Origin of the sequence: Actinoplanes sp. NPDC049598 (assembly GCF_040675435.1) — a bacterium.
Classification (GTDB): Bacteria; Actinomycetota; Actinomycetes; order Mycobacteriales; family Micromonosporaceae; genus Actinoplanes.
The window spans coordinates 110,060-132,946 of the sequence record NZ_JBFAOX010000022.1 but is presented as its reverse complement, the minus strand read 5'-3'; the positions used below and the strand labels follow the sequence as shown (position 1 = coordinate 132,946).

Genomic DNA, 22,887 nt, shown 5'->3' with positions numbered 1-22,887 from the left:
TCAGGGGCGTCGCTGACGATCCAGCCCGGCGTCGATCTCCCGCAGCTCGTCGTCGATGTCGCGCTGGTCGGCCTCACGCTCGCGCCTGTCCAGGACCCGCTCGCGCTGGTCGGCGAGCCGGTCGCGCTGGCCGGCCAGCCGATCGCGCTCGTCGGCCAGCCGGTCCCGCTCGTCGGCCAGCCGGTCCCGCTCGTCGGCCAGCCGGTCCCGCTCGTCGGCCTCGCTGTCCCGCCGGTCGGCGGCGACGCCGCGGGCACCGGCCGCCACGTCGCGCTCGCCGGCGTGGCGGTCCCGCATCTCCGCGGACTGCTCCCGCCGGGCGGTCAGCGACTCGCGTTCCTCGGCACCGCCGAGGCGGGCCTCAGTGTCGATCTCCCGCTGGTCGGCGGCCTGGTCGCGCTGGTCCGCGGCCTCGTCGCGCTGGTCCGCAGCCTCGTCGCGCTGGTCCGCGGCCTCGTCGCGCTGGTCCGCGGTCGCTTTGCGAGCCGCGAGAGTCTCCGCGCGCGAATCGTCGTCGTCGTGGCGGCCGGTCACCACCCGGCCGTGCTAGTCCGGTGGGGGCATGATCGGTCGATGCCACGGCGGGTCAGGCCGGATTGAGGGTGAACTCCGCCCGCTGGACCTGACCGGCGACCTGGAACTCGAGGAAGGCCCGGTAGCGGGCGGCGGCCGGGATCGAGACGGCCACCTTGACGGCGCCGCCGGTCAGGGCCGGGTCGGGGTGCACGTGGACGTAGCCGAGGTCGCCCTCACGGAGGATGACCAGGTGGCCGTAGGAGCCGAGGTAGGGCTCCAGGGTGACCGGACCGCCCGAACGGGTGACCCGGAACAGGACCGGCACGGTGGCGCCGGCCTTGGGTGTGCCCTCCATCGTGACGGTGAACGGCCCGGCCGTGGCGCTCGTGGCGGCCGGGGGAAGGGCGCCCGGGGTCGCGGTGCCCGGGACGTGATGGTCCACGCCGAGCACCAGCGGGACGGTGGCGCCGGCCGCGGTCTCCACGGTGAAGTCGGCGAAGACCCGGTAGGCGCCCGCCTGGGGCAGGGTCAGCGGCACCGACCACAAGCCGTCGGGGGTCATCGTGGGGTGCAGGTGCTGGAAGTGCCCGAGGTCGCGGTTGACGACGACCAGGTGAAGCGGCTTGTCGTGGACGACGGCGTAGCGGGTGGCGGGCTGCCGGTCGGCGCCGACGATCCGGAACGCATAGGAGGCTCGCGCGCCCGCGGGCTGTGACCGCTGCACCGGCTGAAGGGTGTAGCCGCCGGCGCTGACCTCGGTGCCGGACGCCTCGAGGCTGGCCGCCCCGCCGTCGCTGCCCCCGTGCTGGTGGGCCGGTCCGGAGTAGGCGGCGGGCGCGGCCGGGCGGGTCGAGGGCGGCGCCTCCGAGCCGGCGGTCGTCCGGCCCAGCGCGTAGCCGCCGATCAGCGCGACCAGGACCGCGCCGACCGCGAGCGGCCCGACCGGCAGCGACCGGCTCTCTCCCGCGGACCCGCTCTCGGCCGGCCCGCTCTCGGCCGGCCCGCTCTCGGCCGATTCTCTCTCCGCCGATCCGCCCTCCGCCGGCTGCGGATCGGCGCTGCCGGCCGTGACCGGCTGCGGATCAGCGCCGCGAGCAGCAGCCGGCTGAGTCTTGGCACCGCGGGCAGCAGCCGGCTGAGTCTTGGCACCGCGAGCAGCAGCCGGCTGCGGCTTGGCGGTGGTCTTCCGGCCCGGAGGCCAGGTGCGGGCCGGGGCAGAAGGAGCCGGGCGCGTCCGGCGTCCGATCACGACGCCGGCGGCCAGGACGACCAGCGCCACGGCGGCGGCGCCGAGCCAGAGGAGCAGGTTGTTGCCCTCTTTCTCCTCCATGGGCGGCGGCCCGGCCACAGCGGCGGCCGGCGCGGACGCGGGGGCGGAGGCGACGCCGTGCTCCGACGACAGCGCGGGGTCGGCCTGATCCGTCGGGGGCGTCCACCCGGCGGGCGCGGGCGTGAGCGGCCCCGTGTACTTGAAAGTCAGCGTGCCCCGTACGGGGTCGCCGTCGGAAGCTTTCGACACGTAGTCGACCCGGTACTCCCCCGTGGCCGGTAGATGCGCCACCCGCACCCGGGCCGGGTAGCCGGTCGTGTACTGCCGCGGCTCGAACTTGCCGTTGACCATGAAGTACTCGGTGACCGGCTTGTCGAGCGGCCGCGGCCCCGCGTGCTCCCAGCCGTTGTCGACCCGGCCGCCGCCGGGCGCGGTGACGGCGAAGTGCGCGTTGTCCGGCACCTTCTCGGTGAAGAACAGCTCCACGCTGCCCAGCGGCGCGCTGACCGTCGCTCCCTGGGCCGGCACGGACATGCCGAGCGTCCCGTGGGCCGAGGCCGGCGACGGCGGGAACCCGAACAGGACGACGGCGACCGCGACCAGCGCGAGAAGACCCGGCTTCATCCCCTCAATCTTCGGAGTCGTGCATCTTTAGTCAAGACATCGACAACTTTTTACTTCGTTGAGAAAAGTTACGTCCCATTGCCACATAGAAATATCTAAGATTTTATGGCTCCACGGACGAAGCTTTCTTGAAGGAGTGACCCTCTTGCGGAAGAGAATCAGCGTCGCGCTGGCCGGCGCGGTGGTGGCGACCCTCATCGCCTCGCCGGCCGGCGCCGCGCCCAACCCCGGGCCGGGAAAAGCCGACCGCGAACCCACCGCGTCGCTCGGCGAGGACAACCTGCCCCACCCGCTGGCCGAGCAGCGCGAGGCAGAGCGCACCGAGGCCGTGCGCAAGCTCATCGAGGGCCAGGCCACCACCGAGAAGAAGAACGGCTCGGAGGTCGTCAAGCTCGGTAAGGGCAAGTACGTCGAGTACCGCAAGAAGGAGACGAAGACCGACCCGGTCCTCACCTTCCTGGTCGAGTTCGGCGACGCCACCACCCCGGCCACCGGCGGCACGGCCGGCCCGGTGCACAACCAGATCCCGCAGCCCGACCGCAAGGTCGACAACTCGACGATCTGGCAGAGCGACTTCACCTCGTCGTACTACAAGCAGCTCCTGTTCGCCAAGAACAAGGAGTCGATGACGAACTTCTACTACAAGCAGTCGGGCGGCCGGTACACGGTCGGCGGCGACGTCTCGGACTGGGTCAAGGTGCCCTACAACGAGGCCCGCTACGGCAGCAACGAGATCGGCGAGGACGACGGTTACTGGAACTTCGTCAAGGACAGCGCCACCGCGTGGTACGACAGCCAGATCGCGGCCGGCAAGACCCCGGCCCAGGTCGCCGCGTACCTCAAGACCTTCGACGTCTGGGACCGCGACGACTACGACGGTGACGGCGACTTCAACGAGCCCGACGGCTACGTCGACCACTTCCAGGCCATCCACGCCGGTGAGGGCGAGGAGGCCGGCGGCGGGGCCCAGGGCGAGGACGCGATCTGGTCACACCGCTGGTACGCCTTCTCCGACCTGGCCGGCACCGCGGGCCCGGCCAACAACCTGGCCGGCGGCGTGCAGATCGGTGACACCGGCATCTGGATCGGTGACTACACGACCGAGCCCGAGAACGGCGGCCTGGGCGTCTTCGCCCACGAGTACGGCCACGACCTCGGCCTGCCCGACCTGTACGACACCGCGGGCGGCGACAACGGCACCGGCTTCTGGACCCTGATGTCGGCCGGCTCGTGGCTGGGCCGCGGCGCCCCGACGATCGGCTCGACGCCCGGCTACATGGGCGCCTGGGAGAAGATCTTCCTCGGCTGGTCCAACTTCGTGACCGTCAAGCCCGGCGGCAGCAAGTACGTCACCCTGGGCTCGGCCGCCAACGGCGAAAGCGTGCTGCCGCAGGCCGTCGTGGTCCCGCTGGCCGACGGTTCCTACTACGCGGCGGAATACCGGACCTACACCGGTTACGACGAGACGCTGAAGCTGGGCCCGTACAACTGGGGCTGGGCCGACACCAAGCCCGACTGGGCCGAGCGCTTCCCCTACCAGGACGGCCTGCTGGTCTGGTACGTCAACCCGGCCGTGGGCAACAACAACACGAGCCGGCACCCCGGCACCGGCCTGACCCTGCCGGTCGACGCCCGCCCGGCCCCGGTCGTCTTCCCGGACGGCGTGCTGCTGGGCAACCGGCGCCAGCCCTTCGACGCGACCTTCGGCCTGCAGCGGACCGACCCGGTCACGTTCCACCGCAACGGCGCCGCGGTCTCGGTCCCCCGTCAGCCGGCCATCCCGGTCTTCGACGACTCCGACCCGCTGAAGTACTACAACAGCGCCAACCCGCAGGGCTCGGTCAAGGTGGCCGGGGCCGGGGTGAAGATCGAGGTCAAGACGCAGATCACCGGCCCGCTGCCGCTGATGACGCTGAAAGTGACCCCACCCAAGAAGTAAAACTTCGATAGGTTCCCCGGCATGGCCGATCCGCAGCCGCTGTTGAGCATGCCGTCGTACGTGCCGGGGACCACTTTGAACGATGCCACCCGGCAGCTGTGCGGGGCGCCCTATCTGGACGCCGACTTCGCCAACGCGGTCGTGCGGGAGGTCGTCGAGTCGGAGCGCAAGGCGGTGCCGCCCTCCTACGGGTTCGATCTGGACCCGGTGGTACGGCATTGCCTGCGCGCCCGCCGGCTGCTGCTGATCCGCTACGCGATAGTCACCGCCCTGCTGGTCGCGGGGCTGTGCGCCAACAGCGTCGCGACCGTGGTGTGGCTCGGGTTCTGCGCGGTCATCGTGTTCGTGCGCTCCGCGGCGTACAAGGAGCTGCCCCGGGCGATCCGGGTCGCCGGCTGGGCCGCCGTGGCCGGTCTGCTCTTCTGCTTCCTCGGGTACCTTCTGCTGCAGTTCGTCGCGGCCAGTTATCTGAGCTCGTTCGGCGTCTCCCGCAGCCGCGAGACCTTCGTGGTCGACGACGGCTCCGAGATCTTCGCCGGCGGGTTGCGGACCTTCATCATCCTGGCGCCGTTCGCGTTGGCGTTCGCCATGTTCGTGACGCTGTTCCTGTCACGCCGGCACGCGTACGGCATCCTCACCTCCGAGCTGGCGCCGGGCATCGCACCGGTGGTGCCGCGGGGTTTCCACCCGCGCGTCGAGTGGCGGCTCGGGGTGGCCGCGGCGATGCAGCGCGGCAACATCTGCGTGCAGGACATCAACCCGTACGCGGGCGCGGGCTTCCTGGAGCACAGCTGGTCCTTCGCCATCACGCTGCGCTCGGCGGCCGGCGACGACGGCCGGATCACGCTCGACACCGTGGCTCTCAACCAGCGCGTGCACGACGCCGTCATCGGGCTGCGCGACCAGCGGCTCAGCGAGGGTGAGCGGATCCCCAACATCTACGTCGTGCCGTACGTGGCGGCCGACGGCGAGCGTCGCGGCGACGACCCGCTGATCGACCCGCAGACCCGTACCCCGCGCACGATGGCCTCGGCCGAGACCATCCAGGCCATCATGGGCAGCCCGCAGGGCGGCCTGCGGCACTACCTGCGGGCGGTGATCCCGGCCAACGGCAAACAGATCCGCACCCCGGACGGCCGTCTCGTGCTGCCCGCGCAGGACTCCGGCATCGGCGTCACCGCGTTCATCCATCTGGCGGCCGAGGGCGGCATGCTCTACACAGAATTCGTGTGCACGGTGATGCCGCAGGTCAAGCCGCTCTACCAGTTCGTCGACAACGTGCGGCCGGAGCGGGTCGCCACCCACGCGGCGGCCGACACGCTGCGCAACTTCCTGCGGGACAACATCCTCAGCCCGGTCCGCCTCGCCCGGCTCGGCTGGGACACGCTGCGCCTGCCGAGCCGGATGGCCCGCTCGGGGCGCAGCGCCGACGAGTTCCGCTTCTACGACTACGGCGCCCACTTCAGCGTCCGCGAGCTCGCCTCGGAACGCCCGACGGTCAAGTTCATGCAGGTGCTCGACGCCGAGAAGTACGTCAAGCTGCTCGACCGGGTGGTCAACGAGACGGTCCTCGACCACCTGGGCGAGCAGGGCGTCGACACGGCCGAGTTCCGGGCCGCGGTGGCCCAGGTGTCCATCGAGAACGCCACCTTCTACGGCGGCCAGCAGAGCTTCGGCGGCCGCAACACGTTCAATCAACGCAACTGACGGAGGATCCCGTGTCCGAGCCGCAGATCAACATCGGCAACATGAACATCCACGGCGGCCAGCAGGGCATCGGCGGCCAGAACACGTTCCACCAGCACAACACGTACGCCGCCCCGGCCGACCAGGTGCGCGAGCTGCTGGAGGCCATCCGGGCCCAGCACCCCGATCAGGCCCGCGCGATCGAGGGTGAGATCGAGGAGGGTACGCCGGAGGCGCGCGGCCGGGTCCAGACGCGCCTGCGGGAGCTCGCGGCGAGTGCCACCAGCACCCGTACGGTCGTGGAAGCCGCCGCCGCCATCGGCGCGATCGTCGCCACCCAGTGGCCGTTCTGACCGTCAGCGCCGGGCCTCCCCCACGACGCTGAACTTCGGCCTGCTCTATATGCCCTGGCGGGTCCGGGTCGGCAGGCCGAGCTGGGCGGCGACCGGGTTCCACACGCCGAGGAATGCGATCTTCGAGCTGCCCGCCTGGTCGGAGGCCGAGCGACCGCGGGCGTAGGCGGCCCGGCGGCCGGCCGTGTCAGTACATCCGGAGGAGACGGCATCCTGCGCCCACTCCACATAGGCCGCGTCCGCGTCGAGCGAGTGCTGCAGCGCGGTGATCAGGGTGGAGCGGATGGACTCGCCGTTCGGCACGGCCGAGAGGTCGGCGCCGCGCACCTCGGCGATCTGGGCCCGCCGCTCGTCGCCGACCGTGCGCATGTCGGCCAGGGCACGGCTGAGGCCGGTGCAGCGCAGGACCTTGTCGATGGCGAGGTTCAGCTTGTCGCGGCTGCCCTTGCTGCGCACCAGCACCCGGTCGACCACCTGCGCCTGCGGCCGCGGATCGGCCGCGGTCGCCGGTGGTGCCGTGGTCGCCTGAGTGGTGGCCTGAGTCGCCGGGTCGGTCGTGGGCTGGGTGGCCGCGGTGGTGGTGGCCGGTGCCGGGGCCGGGTCGGCCACCGGCTCGTTCTGCCCGTTGCGGTAGATGACCAGCCCCGCGCCGAGCGCGATCAACACCAGCACCGAAAGCGCCGCCACCAGCGGCGCCCAGTTGCGCGGCGGCCGCCCCGGCTTGCCGTAATCAACCGTCGGCGGCGCATAACCGGGCGGCGGGGACGAGGGCGGCGCGTAGCTCTCCGCAGGCGAACCGGCTGGCGGCACGTAGCTCCCGCCGGCCGAACCAGATGGCGGCGCATTGCTTCCGGCGGGCGATCCCGGCGGTGATGAATAGCCGGGCGCCGGCGCATTGCTTCCGGCGGGCGATCCCGGCGGCGCGGAGTAGCCGGGCGGGGGCCCGTAGCCGGGCGGCGGCGAGTAGCCGGGCGGGGGCGACGACGGCACCGACGGCGCGTAGCCGGGCGGCGGCCACGCCGGCCCCGCGACCAGCGCCGTGTTGCACCGGGCACACGCGGCGGCCGAGGGGTCGTTGTCGAGCCCGCAGGTCGGACAAACCATGCGGCAACCCTATCGATCGATGTCACCCCACGTATGCCCCGCAAGAGCGACATGTGATGACCGAAAGTCGACGAAACGCTTATGGACGTCCGTACGCATCCGGCGGTAGCATCCTCGCTTACACGTATAAGTGAAGATGACCCTGACGGCCCAGCCGGCGCTCCACTGATCGGAAGGAACACCATGTCGGACTCATCACGGATCGACGCGCTGCTGGCGGCCATGACGCGGGAGGAGAAGGCGGGTCAGCTGACCCAGTACTTCTACTTTCAGCTGCCGGCCGGGGCCGAGACCGAGCCCGCCCTCGAGCTCGACGCCGCCCAGCAGCCGCGCACCGTCGAGCAGGCGCTGAGCCGGGGCGGGGCCGGTTCGCTGCTGTTCGTGACCGACCCGGCCGAGATCAACCGGCTGCAGCGCCTCGCGCTCGAGGGCAACGCCCACGGCGTACCGCTGCTGTTCGGTTTTGATGTGATCCACGGCCTTCGCACGATCTTCCCGGTGCCGATCGCCATGGCCGCCTCGTGGGACGCCGCGGCCATCGAGCGCGGTCAGGCCGTCGCCGCCCGGGAGGCGCGCGCGGTCGGCATCCACTGGTCGTTCGCGCCGATGGTCGACATCGCCCGGGATCCGCGCTGGGGCCGCATCGTCGAGGGCGCCGGCGAGGACCCGTACCTGGGCTCGATCGTCGCGGCCGCGCAGGTGCGCGGCTTCCAGCGTGAGATCATCGCCGGGCCCAAGCACTTCGGGGGGTACGGGGCGGCGGACGGCGGCCGGGACTACGACGAGGTCAACCTCTCCGATAACGAGCTGTGGAACACGTACTTCCCGCCGTTCCGGTCCGCGGTCGAGGCCGGCGCGGGCAACGTCATGACCGCGTACATGGACCTCAACGGCATCCCGGCCAGCGCCAGCCACTGGCTCTTCACCGAGGTGCTGCGGGAGACGTGGGGTTTCGACGGCTTCGTGGTGAGTGACGCCAATGCCGTACGCAACCTGGTGACGCACGGCTTCGCGCCGGATCTGCCCGAGGCCGGGGCCCGCGCGCTGGCGGCCGGGGTCGACATGGAGATGGCGATCTCCGATCCGGCCTACGCCCAGCTGCCGGCCACGGTCAGTGACGAACTGCTCGACGCCCGGGTGCGCAAGGTACTGGAGGCCAAGGAGCGGCTCGGGCTCTTCGACCAGCCGTACGTCGACGAGGACCGCGCCCGGGAGGTGCTGGCCGACCCGGCCCACCGCGAGGCCGCGCGCGACGCCGCCCGGCGCTCGGCGGTGCTGCTGCGCAACGAGGGCGACCTGCTCCCGCTCGACGTGGCCGCGCTGGGCTCGATCGCCATGCTCGGGCCGCTGGCCGACTCGAAGCGCGACACCCTCGGCCCGTGGGTCTTCGATTTCGACCTGGACGAGACCGTGACCGTGCTCGACGGCGTGCGCCGGGCCGTGGGCGACACCGTCCGCGTCGACTACGCGCCGGGGGTGCCGGTGGCCCAGCGGACGTTCCCGTCCATGTTCGACATGTTCGGCGGGAACGCGGCCAGCGACCCCGAGGGCTTCAACCCCGAGGCCGAGTTCGACCGGGCCGTGGCCACGGCCGCCGCGGCCGACGTGGCGGTCGTGGTGGCCGGCGAATGGCAGAACATGATCGGCGAGGCGGCGTCCCGCTCCTCGTTGGACCTGCCCGGGCGTCAGCTCGAGCTGCTGCAGGCCGTGGTGGCCACCGGCACGCCGACCGTCCTGCTGGTGATGAACGGCCGGCCGCTCGACCTGCGCTGGGCGGCCGAGCACGTCCCGGCCGTCCTGGACGTCTGGTACCCGGGCACGAGCGGCGGCGACGCCGTGGCCGACCTGCTGTTCGGGGCCGCCTCGCCCAGCGGCAAGCTGCCCTTCACCTGGCCGCGCACGGTCGGGCAGGTGCCGATGGTCTACTCGCACACCCGCTCGCACGAGCCGCAGAACCAGGTCCGCCGCTACTGGGACGAGGCCAGCACGCCGCTGTTCCCGTTCGGGCACGGGCTGAGCTACGGCCGGTTCACCTACTCGGGGCTGGTGATCTCGCAGGAGGGTGACACCGCCACCGTCACCGTCGACGTCACCAATGACGGCGACCGGGATGCTGACGAAGTCGTACAGCTCTATCTGCACCAGCGGCACGGCAGCGCGTCACGGCCCGTACGGGAACTGAAGGGTTTCGAGAAGGTGACCGTACCGGCCGGCGCGACCAAGCGCGTGACCTTCACCGTCGGCGCCGCCGAGCGGCGCTACTGGAACGCGGCCACCCGCGACTGGACGCTCGACGCGTCCACCTTCGACGTCTGGGTCGGCGGCAGCTCGGCGGCCGAGCTCAACGGCGCCTTCGAGGTACGCCCGTAGCCGCCGGAGCCGGATGGACAGGGGCCGGTAAGGTTCGATCCGTGAGCCAGCCGCTGCGCCCCGACGACCCGCGCATGCTGGGCCGATACGAGCTCGACGGACGCCTCGGCGAAGGCGGCATGGGTACGGTCTTCCACGGCCGTACCCCCGCCGGGCGGCCCGTCGCGGTCAAGGTCGTGCGCAGCGAGTTCACGGCCGACCCGGAGTTCCTCCGGCGCTTCCGCAGCGAGGTCAACCGGGCCCGGCAGGTGCCGCCGTTCTCCACGGCCGAGGTGCTCGACGCCGACCCCGACCACCAGCCGCCCTACCTGGTGGTCGAGTACGTGGACGGCCCCAGCCTCGACGCGGTGGTCAAACAGAAGGGGCCGCTGGGCGGGGCCGCGCTGCACAGCGTGGCGGTCGGCATCGCCACGGCCCTGTCCGGCATCCACGGGGCCGGGGTCATCCACCGCGACCTCAAACCGGCCAACGTGCTGCTGGCCATGGGCGGCGTCAAGGTGATCGACTTCGGCATCGCCCGCCCGCTGGACGTGACCAGCCGGCACACCGGCACCGGCAACATGGTGGGCACGGTCGCCTACATGGCCCCGGAGCGCATCGACTCCGACGACGCCGGCTTCCCGGCCGACATCTTCGCCTGGGGTGTGGTGGTCGCCTTCGCCGCGACCGGCCGCACCCCGTTCGGCGGCGACTCCCCCACCGCGACCGCCATGCGCATCCTGACCCAGCCGCCGAACCTGACCGGCCTGGACGGCCCGCTGCGGTCCGTCGTCGAGCGCACCCTGGCCAAGGACCCGGCCGCCCGCCCGACGGCCCGCGAGCTGCTCGACACCCTCCTGGGCGGCTCGACAAGCAGCATGCCCCCGCCTACGTCGCCTGCGGCATTGCCGCCCGGCCCTTCGCTAGCTGCGCCTCTGACGGCGCCCGCGCAGCCGGCCCCCGAACTGGTGCCGGCCGACCATACGCCGCATTCCGGGCGGCGCCGGGGATGGGCGTTCACCGCCGCGATCGTGGCCTGCGCGGTGGCGGCCGGCGGCGTGGGCATCATCCTGCGCGACCGCCACAGCGACGCCTCGACCGCCACCCCACCGCCGGCGACGGCGTCGCGGTCCCCCGCACCCGCCCCGGCCCCGGAGAAAACCGGCCTGCCCGGCGTCCTGGACGGCAGCCGCCGCACCCTGATCCACCTGGCCAACATCGACAAGGACCTGGCCCTCCCGCAGAACGCCCCGGCCAAGGCGGGCGGCGGCACCACCCCCGAGTCGGTCTTCGTGCTGATCCCGCACGGCAAGCAGTACCAGATCGCCTCGACCGTCCCCAGCCTCTCCAACGAGCGCCGCTGCCTGGGCATCGAACCCTCGGACACCCAGGCCTCCTCGCCCCTGGTCCCCACCACCTGCAAGGTCTCCGACGAGACCCTGTTCACCCTGGCCCCCACCGACGAGTTCGACGACAAGAACCGCCCCACCTACTCCCTGGTCAGCGAGCCCTACGGCATCGTCCAGTGGAGCGAGACCGACGCCCGCCTCTACATCGAGCTGGCCGGGGACTTCCCGGCGAGCGTCCCCTTCAGCTTCGTCGACCGGGGCCCGGTGTAACGCCCGGCAGCCGCACGGTGAAGGTCGTGCCCAGGTGGGGCTGGCTGGTGACCTCGATCCGGCCGGCGTGGTCGGTGATGATGCGGTGGGCGATGGTCAGGCCCAGGCCGGTGCCGCCGGTGGCGCGCTGGCGGGCCTTGTCGGCGCGCCAGAAACGTTCGAAGACGTGGGGCAGGTCGCCGGCGGCGATGCCGACGCCGGTGTCGCGGACGGTGAGGACGGCCTCGCCCTCCTCGGCGGCGACGCGTACGGCAATGTGCCCGTCCCGGTCGGTGTAGCGGATCGCGTTGCTCAGCAGGTTGCCCAGGACCTGCCGGAGGCGGTCCTGGTCGGCTTCCACCCAGACCTCGTCCGGCGCGTCCAGCTCCAGCGTCACGCCCGCCTCGGCGGCCCGGGCCCGGTGGGCGGTGACGGCGGCCGCGGCCAGCTCGGACAGGTCGGCCGGGGTCTTCGTGTAGCCGAGGTCGCCCGCCTCGGCCAGGGCCAGCACCTGCAGGTCGTCGAGGATGCGGCCCTGCAGCAGGGTCTCCTCGTGCAGCGAGGCGAACAACTCGGGGCTCGGCTGCACCACCCCGTCGGAGAGGGCCTCGAGATAACCCCGGAGGTTCGACAGCGGCGTACGCATCTCGTGGGCCACGTCGGCGATGAGCCGGCGCTGGCGGGCCTCGCTCTGCTCGAGCGCGCCGGCCATGGTGTTGAACGAGTCGGCCAGCCGGGCCAGCTCGCTCTCCCCCTTGATCCGGACGCGGACGTCGAGCATGCCCGCGGCCAGCATCTGTGAGGCGCCGGTGAGCCGGCGGACCGGGCGGCTGACCTGCCGGGCGATCAGGAACGTGCCAATCAGCGCGACCATCACCAGCCCGGCCACGCCGATGATGGCGGGCCGGCCGAAGTCGGCGATGTCGACGGTGCCGCGGGCGCCCAGGAAGAGCTGGACGGGGACGGCCGAGCTGGTGACGACCGTGTCGGCGAAGGCGCCGTCGATGCATTTGGTGCCCAAGGGGTCGCCGACGAGACGCCGGGGCTGACCGGTGCAGTTGTCGAGGTAGTCCCAGTAGCTGAGGAACCACGCCTTGTCGCCCAGCACCTTGGCGGTGGCCTGTTTCAGGCAGGTGGGTGACTGGGCCCGCTGTTTCGCGGTGACGTACGGCGGTTGGGTGCTGCCGAGCGCCGCCTCGGTCCCGAGGGTCTTGTTCAGGCAACGGACCAGGACCAGGCCGGTACGGTACTGGGCCGCCTGCCGGACCGCCAGCGCGGCCGGGCTGCCGTACAAAGCGTCGGTCGGCTTGGGGCCGAACAGGTCGCGCGGGACCAGGCCGATCCGGCGGTAGACCGACGGGGCGGGGTAGGCCTGCGGCGCCGCCGGCTCGGCCACGGACGGGCCGGGGCTCGCCGCCGGCACCGGGGAGCTGTCCTCCAGGCCGGGCTGCGGGTCGATGTCGTAGCCGACGGCCTGCACGGCGCCGGAGGGCCGGCGGGCTTCGGTGTCGGAGTCGACCAGCACCTGCTTGTCGGCCGTCTGGAGCTGGATGTGCAGGTGGGTGCGGTCGGACAGGTCGGTCACGAGACGGTTCACCCCGGGCCAGTTGCCGTGCGTCAACCCGTACCGCTGGATCTCCTGCATGATCTCGGCCCGGTGCCGGCTCTGGGCTTCGAGGGCGCCCGAGACCTCCCGCTGGGTCAGGTTGAGGGTCAGCCACGCGGTCGCGCCGATGGCGCTCACGGCCACCAGCATGACCAGCAGGAAGATCCGGACGCGGAAGCTCAATGCTCGGCCATTCGATAGCCGCGGCCGTAGACGGTCTGCACGTACTGCGGCTCGGCCGGGTTCTCCTCGATCTTGCGGCGCAGGTTGACCACGTGGGCGTCGACCGTACGCTCGGAGACGTCGTGCTCGAAGCCGAACGCCTTGTCGATGATCTGGCCGCGGGTGTAGACCCGGCCCGGTTCCTTGGCCAGCAGCTCCAGGATGGCGAACTCCTTGGCCGTCAACGTGACCGGCTCGCCTCTCAGGCGTACCTCGAAGCGGCCGGCGTCGACCTCGAGATCCCCAACCTTGATCAGCTTCTCGTCGGACGAGCCGGCCCGCCGCAGCAGCGCCCGGACCCGGGCCGTCAGCTCGCGCGGGCTGACCGGCTTGGCCATGTAGTCGTCGGCCCCGATGTCGAGCCCGAGCAGCATGTCGTTCTCCGAGGAGCGGGCCGTGACCAGCAGGATCGCCACGTCCGACTCGGCCCGCAGGATGCGGCAGACGTCCAGCCCGTCGACCAGCGGCATCATCACGTCGAGCACGAGCAGGTCGGGCTTGCGGGCCCGGGCCACGTCGAGGGCCGACCGGCCGTCACCGACGGTGATGACCTGGTGCCCCTCACGCTCGAGGTAGAGGCGGATGAGCTGGGCGTGTTTCGGGTCGTCGTCGGCCACGAGGATACGTGCGGTCACGCGGCGATTCTGACCGAGCTTCGCAAGTTCGACCACCGAATGTTGGATTCCTGTGAAGGTCCGGCCCGATTGCGATGAGGCCACAAGTTCTTCACAGGATGCGCCCTACCTTTCGGACCGAACCGAACCTGGGGAGGTACGTCATGTGTGGGTTGAGCGTCTTCGTGAGCAGCCGACCGGCCGCCGGAACGCCCGACGACGCGTCGGCGGCCGCGTTCGCCGGCGCCCTCGAGTCGATGCACCACCGCGGCCCGGACGACACCCAGGTGGAGTTCGCCGACGGGGCCGCGTTCGGCTTCAAGCGGCTCGCGATCATCGACCGGGCCGAGGCCCAGCAGCCGGTGCACTACCGCGACCGGTGGACCGTCGTGTTCAACGGCGAGATCTACAACTACCGGGAGCTGCGCGAGGAGCTGATCCGCGACCACGCCGCCACCTTCGCGACGGAGGGTGACAGCGAGGTTCTGGCCGCAGCCTTCCACTTCTGGGGCCCGGCGGCTCTCCCCCGGCTGCGCGGGATGTTCGCCTTCGTGGCGTACGACCACTGGACCGGCACCCTGCACGCGGCGCGCGACCAGTTCGGCATCAAGCCGCTCTACATCCTCGAGACCGTGGACGGGTTGTTCCTGGCCAGTGAGCGCAAGGCGCTGCTGTCGTTCAGCGGTAGCTCCCGCTCGGGCCTCGACACCGACGCCCTCGCCCACTACCTGACCTTCCAGTACGTGCCGGACCCGCTCACCCTGCACCGCCAGGTGAAGCGGCTCCCCCCGGGTCACCGGCTGACCTGGACGGCCGGCGGCGGCGTGCGTATCGAACGCTACTTCCGCCCGTCGCTGCGCCCGCTGGCCATCAAGGCCGAGGAGGCTCAGCAGGGCATCCGCGACGCCCTGCGCGACAGCGTGCACAAGCACCTGCACGCCGAGGTGCCGGTCGGCGCGTTCCTGTCCAGCGGCGTCGACTCGTCGGCCATCGTCGCCCTGGCCCGTGAGGTCAAGCCCGACCTGCACGTGTTCACGGCCGGCTTCGGCACCGACGGCTACTCGGAGATCGAGATCGCCCAGGACACGGCCCGCCAGCTCGACGTGAAGCTGACCCCGACCCTGGTCACCGAGGACGACGTGATCCGCGAGCTGCCCCGGATCGTCTACCTGCTCGACGACCCGGTGGCCGACCCGTCACTGATCCCGCTCTACTTCCTGGCCCAGACCGCGTCCCGCTACGTGACCGTGGTGCTCTCCGGCGAGGGCTCGGACGAGCTGTTCGGCGGCTACACCATCTACCGCGAGCCGGCGTCGCTGTCGAACGTCGAGCGCCTCCCGGCCGGTCTCAAGCGCGGCCTGCGCGGCCTGTCCCACGCGATGCCCGAGGGCATGCGCGGCCGCAGCTTCATCGAGCGCGGCACCACCCCCATCGAGGAGCGCTACTACGGCAACGCCCGCATCTTCACGGCCGCCGAGAAGGCCGAGCTGATGCGCTTCACCGCCGAGCCCCACACGGCGATCACCTCCCACCTGTACGCGGAGACGGCCGACGTCGACGACGTGGCGTCCATGCAGTACGTAGACCTGCACACCTGGCTGCCCGGCGACATCCTGACCAAGGCCGACCGGATGTCGATGGCCCACTCCCTGGAGTTGCGGGTGCCCTTCCTCGACCAGGCCGTCTACGCCGCCGCGGCCGGCCTGCCGACCGACCTGAAGCTGCCCCCGCACAGCCGGGCCACCAAGCACGCGTTCCGCGAGGCCATGCGCGGCATCGTCCCGGAGTCGGTCCGCGAGGCCCGCAAGCTCGGCTTCCCCACCCCGACCCGGCTGTGGCTCAAGGGCGCCATCGGCGACTGGGTGGACGGCCTGCTGGCCGGCTCCGGCGCCCGCCACCTGCTCGATCTCGACTACGCCCGCCGCCTGCTGGCCGAGCACCGCGCGGGCCACGCCGACAACTCCCGCAAGGTCTGGACGGTCGCCATCTTCTGCCTCTGGTACGCCATCTTCGTCGACGGCACCATCCGCCCCTCCTTCACCGCCCTGGCCCCCGCCTCAACCGTCCTCACGCCCGCCTGATCGCCCGGTATGGTCGTTTGGTGGCAATAGTCGTCGCCTACGACCACTCCCCGGACGCCCGCGCCGCCGTCGGCTGGGCCCTCGACGGCGGCGCGCCGGTCACCCTGCTCTACGCCCACCTGGTCCCCAGCTGGATCCCCTCGGGGGCCGGCGAGACCCTCCCCGGCGGCGAGTGGGAGCAGACGGTCGTCGCCGCCCTGGAGGAGATCGTCGCGGCCGCCCGGCAGACCCACCCGGCCGTGCCGGTCTCGTTCCGCGCCGTGCACGCTCCCCCGGCCGAAGCCCTGCTCGACGCTTCGTCCGATCCCGCCACCGACATGGTCGTGTTCGGCAGCCGCGGCCACAGCGCCCTGGCCAGCCTCCTCGGCTCGGTCAGCAGCAACGTGAGCGCCCACGCCGACTGCCCCGTCGTCGTGGTCCGCGGTCAGGCTCCCTCCCACGCGCCCATCGTGGCCGGGCTGGACGGTTCGCACGCCGAATCCGCCGTCCTGGAGTTCGCCGCCGCCCAGGCCAGCGCCCGAGGTGCCCCGCTCCGGCTTCTGCGGTCCCCGCGCTCCACCGTCTCCGAGCCGGATCTCCCCGCCTTGGTCATCACGTCCGAGACCGTGAGCTCCCACCCCGCCGCCACGCTGACCGAAGCCGGCGCCACCGCCCAGCTGATCGTCGTCGGCAGCCGGGGCCGAGGCCCGCTCAGCGGCCTCCTGCTCGGCTCGGTCAGCCAGCACCTCCTACGCCACAGCGCCTGCTCCGTCGCCGTCGTCCACGCCGCGAGCTGACACGCGCCCACGTTTCATTCACCGGGAAGCGGGGCACCGTTCGTCCATGGTGGACATCAAGGCCAAGTCGGTCCTCGGCTATCTTCTGGAGCTCGCCGCCGGGCTGGCGATCATCGTCGGCGTCCTGATGCTGGTCTCCAGCGTGTACCGGGGCGACCTCTTCGGCATCCTCCTCGCCGTCGTTCTCACGGTCGGGGGCATCCTCGTGTTCAAACGCCCGGGCCGCTCCGGGGCCAGGTGAAGCAAGCGCCTCACCGGTGGGTCCGCTCCGGCGCGAAGTCGGCCGGCTTGAACTTGCCTTCGGCGAGGTGGTTCTCGATCTGTTCGAGGCTGCGGCCGGTCAGTTCGGGCATCTTCCGGTAGAGGAAGACGAACGCGACGATGTTGAAGGCGGCGTACATCCAGAAGGTCTGGCCTGTGCCGATGGCCTTCATGGTGCTCAGCAGCGTGAGGGTGATCAGCACGTTGGTTCCCCACAGCGACGCCGACTGCGCCGCGGCGCCGGCCGCGCGGGTGGCCAGCGGGTAGATCTCGGAGCCGGTCAGCCAGCCCATGAGCTGGATGCCGCCGGCGGTGAAGGCCATGAAGGCGATCAGGGTGGCCACGATCCACGGGATCATCGACTTGCCGTCGTGGCCGGTGACGAAGAACGTGCCGAGCACGATCAGCGCGACCGCGGCGCAGGGCAGGGTCAGCAGCGTCAGGCGGCGCCGGCCCACCCGGTCGATGATGGCCAGGCCGATGAGCTGGGCGATCAGGTAGGTCAGGCCGAGGGCGACCGAGACCCGCAGCGCGGTCGTGTCGGAGAAGCCGTTGTCGGTCAGGATGGTCGGCGTGTAGTAGACGATCATCTCGATGCCGGACAGCTGGGTGAACACGGCCAGCCCGCAGCCGACCACGAGGGCCGGCCGGACCCACGCCGCCTTCAGCCCGGTCCATCCCCGGGTGCTGGCCTGCTTCTCCGTCCGTACATTCGCTTTGATCTCGTCGATCTCGGCGGTCAGGTCACTGTCACGGTGCCGTACGCGGGCCAGCGCCTCCCGAGCCCGGTCGAGGTGGCCTTCGCGGGCCAGCCAGCGCGGGCTCTCCGGCAGCCTCAGCATCAGCGCGAACATGATCGCGGCCGGGACGGCGGCCATGCCGATCGCGACACGCCAGTCGATGACCTCGGCCGCGCCGGTGATGGTGGCGATGACGATGCCCACGCCGATCGCGATCTGGAAGAAAAGCACCAGCCGCCCGCGGTAGGCGGTCGGTGCGAGCTCGGCGACGTACACCGGCGCGGTCTGGGTGGCGCCGCCGACGGCGAAGCCCAGCACGAGACGGCTGAGCGAGAGGGTGACCGGGTCGGGCGAGAGCGAGGCGGCCAGCGACCCGACGACGAACACGATCCCGATCAGCAGCAGCGTGCCGTGCCGCCCGCGCCGCTCGGCCAGCCGGCTGCAGGTGAGGGCGCCGATGACCGCGCCCACCAGGATCGAGGCCGCGATGACCTGCTCCCAGCCGTGCCCGATGTCGAAGTCCTCCCCGATCTGCAGCAGAGCCCCGGAGATGATCCCGGTGTCGTACCCGTACAGCAGCCCGGACACGGCCGACACGAGGGCAACGACGATCACCGATCCCGTGAGCCGCTCCTGAGTGGCCGGTCCCGCCGCATCCTTGCTGGTCTGACTCATGTGACCCCCTGGCCCATCCCGCTGCCCGGTGGCAGGTGCCCCGGTGGTTACCCCGGGCCGCCCCGATCAAGCCACCGGCGTGGCGCATCCCTTTATCGATGGCATCGGCTGGATAGTCGCGGCTAGGTTTAGGCGGTGAGTGGCGGGCCGGGGTTCGCGGAGTTGATGGCCGATGCGGCATCCGTGCCGATCCGGGGCTGGGACTTCGGTCGGCGGTTGAGGTGGTGTTTGCTCCCGACGAGTGGTTGCCCGTCAGTGCCGGTGCTTTCGACGTCGTCCTCGACCGGCATGGCCGCCTCGATGCGGCGGAGACCGCGCGCGTCCTGAGCCACGGCGGAACGCTGCTGACCCAGCAGGTCGGGAGTGACGACTGCGCCGCCATCAACGAAGCGCTGGGCGCGCCGCCGGCCGACGCCGAGGAGTGGAACGCCGACGTAGCCGTCGACCGGCTGTCCGCCGCCGGGCTGCGCCCACAAAGTAGGGCAGGATGGGGCGCTGTGATTGAGCTGAGGGTGCTGAGCACCGATGACTGGCCGGTCTGGCGGGAGTTGCGGCTGGCCGCTCTCGCTGAGGCGCCGTACGCGTTCGGGTCGCGGTTGGCCGACTGGCAGGGGGACGGCGATCGGGCCGAGCGGTGGCAGGGCCGGCTGGGGTTGGCCGGGTCGCACAACGTGGTGGCGCTGCTGGACGGCGAGCCGGTGGGGATGGCCAGCGGGGTGCCGGCCGAGGAGGCCGGCGTGGTCGAGCTGATCTCGATGTGGGTCAGTCCGGCGGCTCGGGGGCGCGGCGTCGGCGATCGGCTGATTCACGAGGTCGAGGAGTGGGCCCGGCGGGGGCGGGCGAGAGTTCTCCGGCTTTCCGTCATGCGCGGCAACGCGGCCGCCGAGAAGCTCTACCGGCGCTGCGGCTTTGTCGCCACCGGGGTCTCGGAGGGCCAGGAGGACGTGATGGAGAAGCGCTACGAGGCGTAGATGGAGAACTTGGCGGCCCAGCGGCTGGCCGGGCCGAAGGTGGTGGGCCAGGTGCCGAAGGGGCGGGGCTGGCTCCAGGCGCCCTGGTTGGCCGAGCCGGTGTCGTAGCTGAGGTTGTTGTCGCCGTTGGTGTTGTAGACGAGCCAGTAGGCCGTGTTCGGGGCCAGCGTGGCGGTGACCGGGCGGCTGTTCCACGCGTTGGCGGTCAGGGTGCCGGACGTGCTCGAGGCGACCAGGGCGCCCGGGGCGCCGTTCGCGTCGGCGTAGACCGCCACCTGGTACTGGTTGGCGGGGGCGGCCTGCACCGCCTTCGAGTAGACGGAGATCTGGCTTATCGGCAGCGCGGTCGGGCCGTTGACGAAGCGCGAGCCGTTCATGTAGTTCATGTCGCCGGAGTCGAGGGACGCGCCGACCTGGTCATGGCCCATGCGCGGGGCGTTCGGGTCGGTGGTGGTGAACGAGAACTGGTGGTTGGCGGCGAGCGCGTTGCCGGCCGCGTCGGTCACGCCGGTTCGTACGGTCGCCGTGTACTGGGTGGAGGCGGCCAGGGCGGCGGTGATCGTCGCGGTTTCGGTGGCCGCGTCGTAGGACACGGTCCGGTTGACCAGGGAGCCGCCAGGGCCGCGCAGTTCGAGGTTGGCGGCGGTGACGGTGGCGGGCGCCACAGGCTCGCTGAAGCGCACGGTGATGGGCGCGGTCAGGCCGACCCCGGTGGCCCCGGCGGCCGGGGTCGTCGCGGTCACGGTGGGCGGGGTGGTGTCGGCGCCGGTGGTGGCGTAGATGGAGAACTTCGCGTTCCAGCGGGAGGCGGTGCCGAAGCCGGCCGGCCAGGTGCCGAACGGTGTCGGCGCGCTCCACGCGCCCTGGTTGGCCGAGCCGGCGTCGTAACTCAGGTTGTTGTCGCCGTTGGTGTTGTACAGCAGCCAGTACGGCGTGTTGGCGGTCAGCGTGGCCGCGATCGGCCGGGTGTTCCACGAGTTGGCCGTCAGAGAGCCCGTCGTGCTCGTGGCCACCCGGGCGCCGGGTGAGCCGTTCGCGTCGGCGTAGATGGCCAGCTGGTACTGGTTGTCCGGGGCCGCCTGCACGGTTCGCAGGTAGACCGACATGGACGTGACCGTCGCCGGGTCGGCGCCGGTGACGAAGCGCGAGCCGTTCATGTAGTTGGTGGCGCCGTAGTCCACCGACGCGCCGGGCTGGGTGTAGCCGATCCGCTGCACCGCCGGGGCGGCCGTGTAGGTCGCCGTGTACGTCGTCGCGGTGGCGGGCGCGGTGATGACGTGGGTCGCCGCGCCGCCGTCGGACCACGAGGCGAACGTCGACGAACCCTGCGGAGACGGCGCCGAAACCGAGTTTGTCGAGCCCTGAATCACCGTACGGCCGAATGGTGTTTGCCCTGAGGACGAGCCGACGGTCAGCTGCAGCCCGGACGGCACCGTGGCGAAGGTCAGGTCGACCGTCTTCGGGTCGAGCCGGCGCGTCACGGCGTGGGTCAGGCCCTCCTGGTCGGTGGCGACGAGCTTCAGCTCCAGATAGGACGGGTACTCGTGGTCGGGCGCCTCGAAGGAGCCGGACGCCGCGCCGGTCCAGCTGCGGATCGCGTGCTCGTGGCAGTTGTCCGGCGCCGAGCAGTGGTGCATGACCAGATCCCAGTTCAGGCGGGAGGCGGGCAGGGCGCCCTGCTGGGGATCCGTGGCGTGGCCGGTGAAGGCGATCGTGTCGCCGACGGCCCAGGTGGTGCCGACCGTCGGGGTGTCGATGACCGCGGTCGGCGCCTCGTTGCCCGGGGTGATGCCGATCGTGCTGGTGTGGGTGGCGTTCAGCGTGTCGGTCACGGTCAGCCGCGCGGTGTAGGAGCCGGCCGTGCTGTACGTGTAGTCCGCCGTCGGCGCGGTCGAGTCGGTGGTGCCGTCGCCGGTGAAGTCCCAGGCGTAGCGCAGCCGGCCGTCGTCGGCCGGGTCGGGGTCGGTGGAGCCGGTGCCGTTGAACGTGACGGTCAGCGGGGCCGGGCCCTGCGTCGGGGAGGCGTCGATGACCGCGGTCGGCGGCTGGTTGCCCGGGAAGTAGCGCACCCGGCGGATGGTGCCGCCCAGGTCGGCGTAGTAGAGCTCCCCGCCGGGGCCGACCTCGAGGTCGACCGGGCTGGCGGCGTCGGAGACGAACGTCTGCAGGTTCGCCGGGTCGGGCAGGCCGCCCGGGGCCGCCGGCAGCGACGCCCAGATGCACCGCCGGGAGTAATCGGCGAAGAAGACCGCGCCGTTGTACGCGGCCGGGTAGGGGCCGCCGGCGGTCGGGTAGAACGCCACCCCGGTCGACGACGAGCTGCCGGTCGGGCAGGCCTCACCGGCGACGAGCTTGCTCGAGTGGTTCCAGGCGACGAAGGGCGGGGTGTGGGTGGTGGCCGGCGCGGTGTAGAGGCTCTCGCAGATCGGCAGGTTGGCGCTGTCGTAGCCGGACTGCCGGGCGTTGCCCTCCCAGCACGGCCAGCCGAAGTTGGTCACGCCCGCGGTCGGGTCGGTCACCCGGTTGACCTCCTCCCAGGTGTTCCACCCGGTGTCGGAGATCCAGCTCTCGTTGGTGCCGGGCCGCATGGTGACCCGGTACGGGTTGCGCAGGCCGTGGGCGACTATGCGGCGGGTGTTGGCGTCGGCCGCGCCGAGGTTCGGGTTGCCGGGGGCGGCGGCGCCGGTGGCCGGGTCGAGTCGCAGCAGCGCCCCGTCCAGTTGGGTCGGGTCACCTGACGTGCGTACGTCCTGGGCCCGTAGTGCCCCTCCCTCGTTGGCCGGGTCGCCGCACGGATTGGTCGGCGCGCCCGCGGGGAACTGGCCGTAGTCGACCGCGCTGAAGCTCGCGCCGTCACCGGCGGCCACGTAGAGCATCCCGTCGGCGCCGAACGCGATGTCGCCGACGGAGTGGCTCGGGAACTGCTGGCACCAGTCGCGCAGCAGCACCTGCTCGCCGCCGGTCATCGTGTCGCCGTCGGCCCGCAGCCGGGACAGCTGGCCGGTGACCACGCAACGGCCGTCGTTGGCATTGGCGCAGACGTCGTTCCACACCGGAGCGGTCTGACCGGGTGGCGCGTCGTACGTGTAGAGCACGTAGACATACGGATCGGCTGGGAAGTTCGGGGCCAGCGCCAGGCCGAGCAGCCCCCGGTCCCACTGGTTGTGCACATTGGCCGACAGATCGGCGAAGACCGTCGGCGTCGTGTCGGCGAGGTCGTCGAAGACCTTGATCCGGCCGCCCTTCTCGGCGACGAAGACCCGCCCGTCGGCGGCGAACTCCAGGTCGACGGGCGAGCTCAGTCCGCTGTAGACGATCTGTTCCTGGAATCCGCTCGGCAGCGCCACCGCGGTCGCGGGTGGCGAGCCGACGAACGACGACATGGCGACCACCGTCGCCACTGCGAGGAACCCACCGAGCACACGCCGCATGGCCGAACCTTAACGAGACGTGACAACGCGAGTACTCGCCGTCCAGGTCGAACCTGCCGACCGTTCGAACG

Annotated in this window: 16 protein-coding genes; 9 read left to right on the top strand and 7 right to left on the bottom strand. The window is 71.6% G+C overall.

Translation table 11 applies throughout. The features are described from left to right. Complete coding sequence (locus AB0J66_RS37210) at positions 1-537, bottom strand: hypothetical protein (protein ID WP_364671267.1); 537 nt, start codon at positions 535-537, stop codon at positions 1-3. A 49-nt stretch (positions 538-586) separates the two neighbouring features. Further along, positions 587-2,410 carry a copper resistance protein CopC gene (locus AB0J66_RS37205; protein ID WP_364671264.1) on the bottom strand — a complete coding sequence of 608 codons (1,824 nt, stop codon included), beginning with the start codon at positions 2,408-2,410 and terminating at the stop codon, positions 587-589. Positions 2,411-2,555: 145 nt separating this feature from the next. On the opposite strand from AB0J66_RS37205, the gene AB0J66_RS37200 reads away from it, so the two are divergent. From AB0J66_RS37200 to AB0J66_RS37190, 3 genes are read left to right on the top strand one after another with little or no spacing between them, the layout of a single operon-like run. After that, the gene (locus tag AB0J66_RS37200; RefSeq protein ID WP_364671261.1) at positions 2,556-4,349 is read left to right on the top strand and encodes an immune inhibitor A domain-containing protein; all 1,794 of its coding nucleotides are present in this window, start codon (positions 2,556-2,558) and stop codon (positions 4,347-4,349) included. Between the two features lie 21 nt (positions 4,350-4,370). After that, positions 4,371-6,056, top strand: a complete 1,686-nt coding sequence (locus AB0J66_RS37195; RefSeq protein ID WP_364671259.1) for a hypothetical protein — start codon at positions 4,371-4,373, stop codon at positions 6,054-6,056. A gap of 11 nt (positions 6,057-6,067) precedes the next feature. Then, on the top strand, positions 6,068-6,388 hold the full coding sequence (locus AB0J66_RS37190; RefSeq protein WP_364671256.1) for a hypothetical protein: 321 nt from the start codon (positions 6,068-6,070) through the stop codon (positions 6,386-6,388). 45 nt (positions 6,389-6,433) lie between these two features. Here the strand turns inward: AB0J66_RS37190 and AB0J66_RS37185 are convergent, their stop codons facing one another. Further along, entirely contained in the window at positions 6,434-7,492 is a 1,059-nt protein-coding gene (locus AB0J66_RS37185; RefSeq protein WP_364671254.1) for a hypothetical protein, read from the bottom strand. 183 nt (positions 7,493-7,675) lie between these two features. Here AB0J66_RS37185 and AB0J66_RS37180 point away from each other — a divergent pair, with 183 nt between their 5' ends. Continuing rightward, positions 7,676-9,862 (top strand): glycoside hydrolase family 3 N-terminal domain-containing protein, encoded by a 2,187-nt coding sequence (locus AB0J66_RS37180; protein ID WP_364671251.1) that lies wholly within the window; start codon positions 7,676-7,678, stop codon positions 9,860-9,862. A gap of 41 nt (positions 9,863-9,903) precedes the next feature. Next, positions 9,904-11,460 (top strand): protein kinase, encoded by a 1,557-nt coding sequence (locus tag AB0J66_RS37175; protein WP_364671248.1) that lies wholly within the window; start codon positions 9,904-9,906, stop codon positions 11,458-11,460. On the opposite strand, the gene AB0J66_RS37170 is transcribed toward AB0J66_RS37175, so the two are convergent. Then, entirely contained in the window at positions 11,432-13,228 is a 1,797-nt protein-coding gene (locus tag AB0J66_RS37170; protein WP_364671246.1) for an ATP-binding protein, read from the bottom strand. The two genes, AB0J66_RS37175 and AB0J66_RS37170, sit on opposite strands and share 29 nt — an antisense overlap. Continuing rightward, positions 13,225-13,902 (bottom strand): response regulator transcription factor, encoded by a 678-nt coding sequence (locus AB0J66_RS37165; RefSeq protein ID WP_364671243.1) that lies wholly within the window; start codon positions 13,900-13,902, stop codon positions 13,225-13,227. Before AB0J66_RS37165 ends, AB0J66_RS37170 begins: the two co-directional genes overlap by 4 nt. 74 nt (positions 13,903-13,976) lie before the next feature. Between AB0J66_RS37165 and asnB the strand changes: the two genes are divergently transcribed. Genes asnB through AB0J66_RS37150 form a run of 3 tightly spaced genes read left to right on the top strand, consistent with a single transcriptional unit; the run spans position 13,977 to position 16,979 of the window. Beyond that, a complete protein-coding gene (gene asnB / locus AB0J66_RS37160) occupies positions 13,977-15,962 on the top strand; it encodes an asparagine synthase (glutamine-hydrolyzing) (protein WP_364671240.1) in 1,986 nt (661 codons plus the stop codon). A gap of 20 nt (positions 15,963-15,982) precedes the next feature. Continuing rightward, entirely contained in the window at positions 15,983-16,738 is a 756-nt protein-coding gene (locus tag AB0J66_RS37155; protein ID WP_364671238.1) for a universal stress protein, read from the top strand. 46 nt (positions 16,739-16,784) lie between these two features. Further along, the gene (locus AB0J66_RS37150) at positions 16,785-16,979 is read left to right on the top strand and encodes a hypothetical protein (protein WP_364671235.1); all 195 of its coding nucleotides are present in this window, start codon (positions 16,785-16,787) and stop codon (positions 16,977-16,979) included. Between the two features lie 10 nt (positions 16,980-16,989). Here AB0J66_RS37150 and AB0J66_RS37145 read toward each other — a convergent pair whose 3' ends face one another. Further along, entirely contained in the window at positions 16,990-18,414 is a 1,425-nt protein-coding gene (locus AB0J66_RS37145; protein WP_364671232.1) for a sugar porter family MFS transporter, read from the bottom strand. Positions 18,415-18,638: 224 nt separating this feature from the next. Here AB0J66_RS37145 and AB0J66_RS37140 point away from each other — a divergent pair, with 224 nt between their 5' ends. After that, the gene (locus tag AB0J66_RS37140; RefSeq protein WP_364671229.1) at positions 18,639-19,385 is read left to right on the top strand and encodes a GNAT family N-acetyltransferase; all 747 of its coding nucleotides are present in this window, start codon (positions 18,639-18,641) and stop codon (positions 19,383-19,385) included. Here AB0J66_RS37140 and AB0J66_RS37135 read toward each other — a convergent pair. After that, positions 19,373-22,816 carry a PQQ-dependent sugar dehydrogenase gene (locus tag AB0J66_RS37135; RefSeq protein WP_364671226.1) on the bottom strand — a complete coding sequence of 1,148 codons (3,444 nt, stop codon included), beginning with the start codon at positions 22,814-22,816 and terminating at the stop codon, positions 19,373-19,375. The genes AB0J66_RS37140 and AB0J66_RS37135 overlap by 13 nt on opposite strands. Between the last annotated feature and the right edge of the window lie 71 nt (positions 22,817-22,887).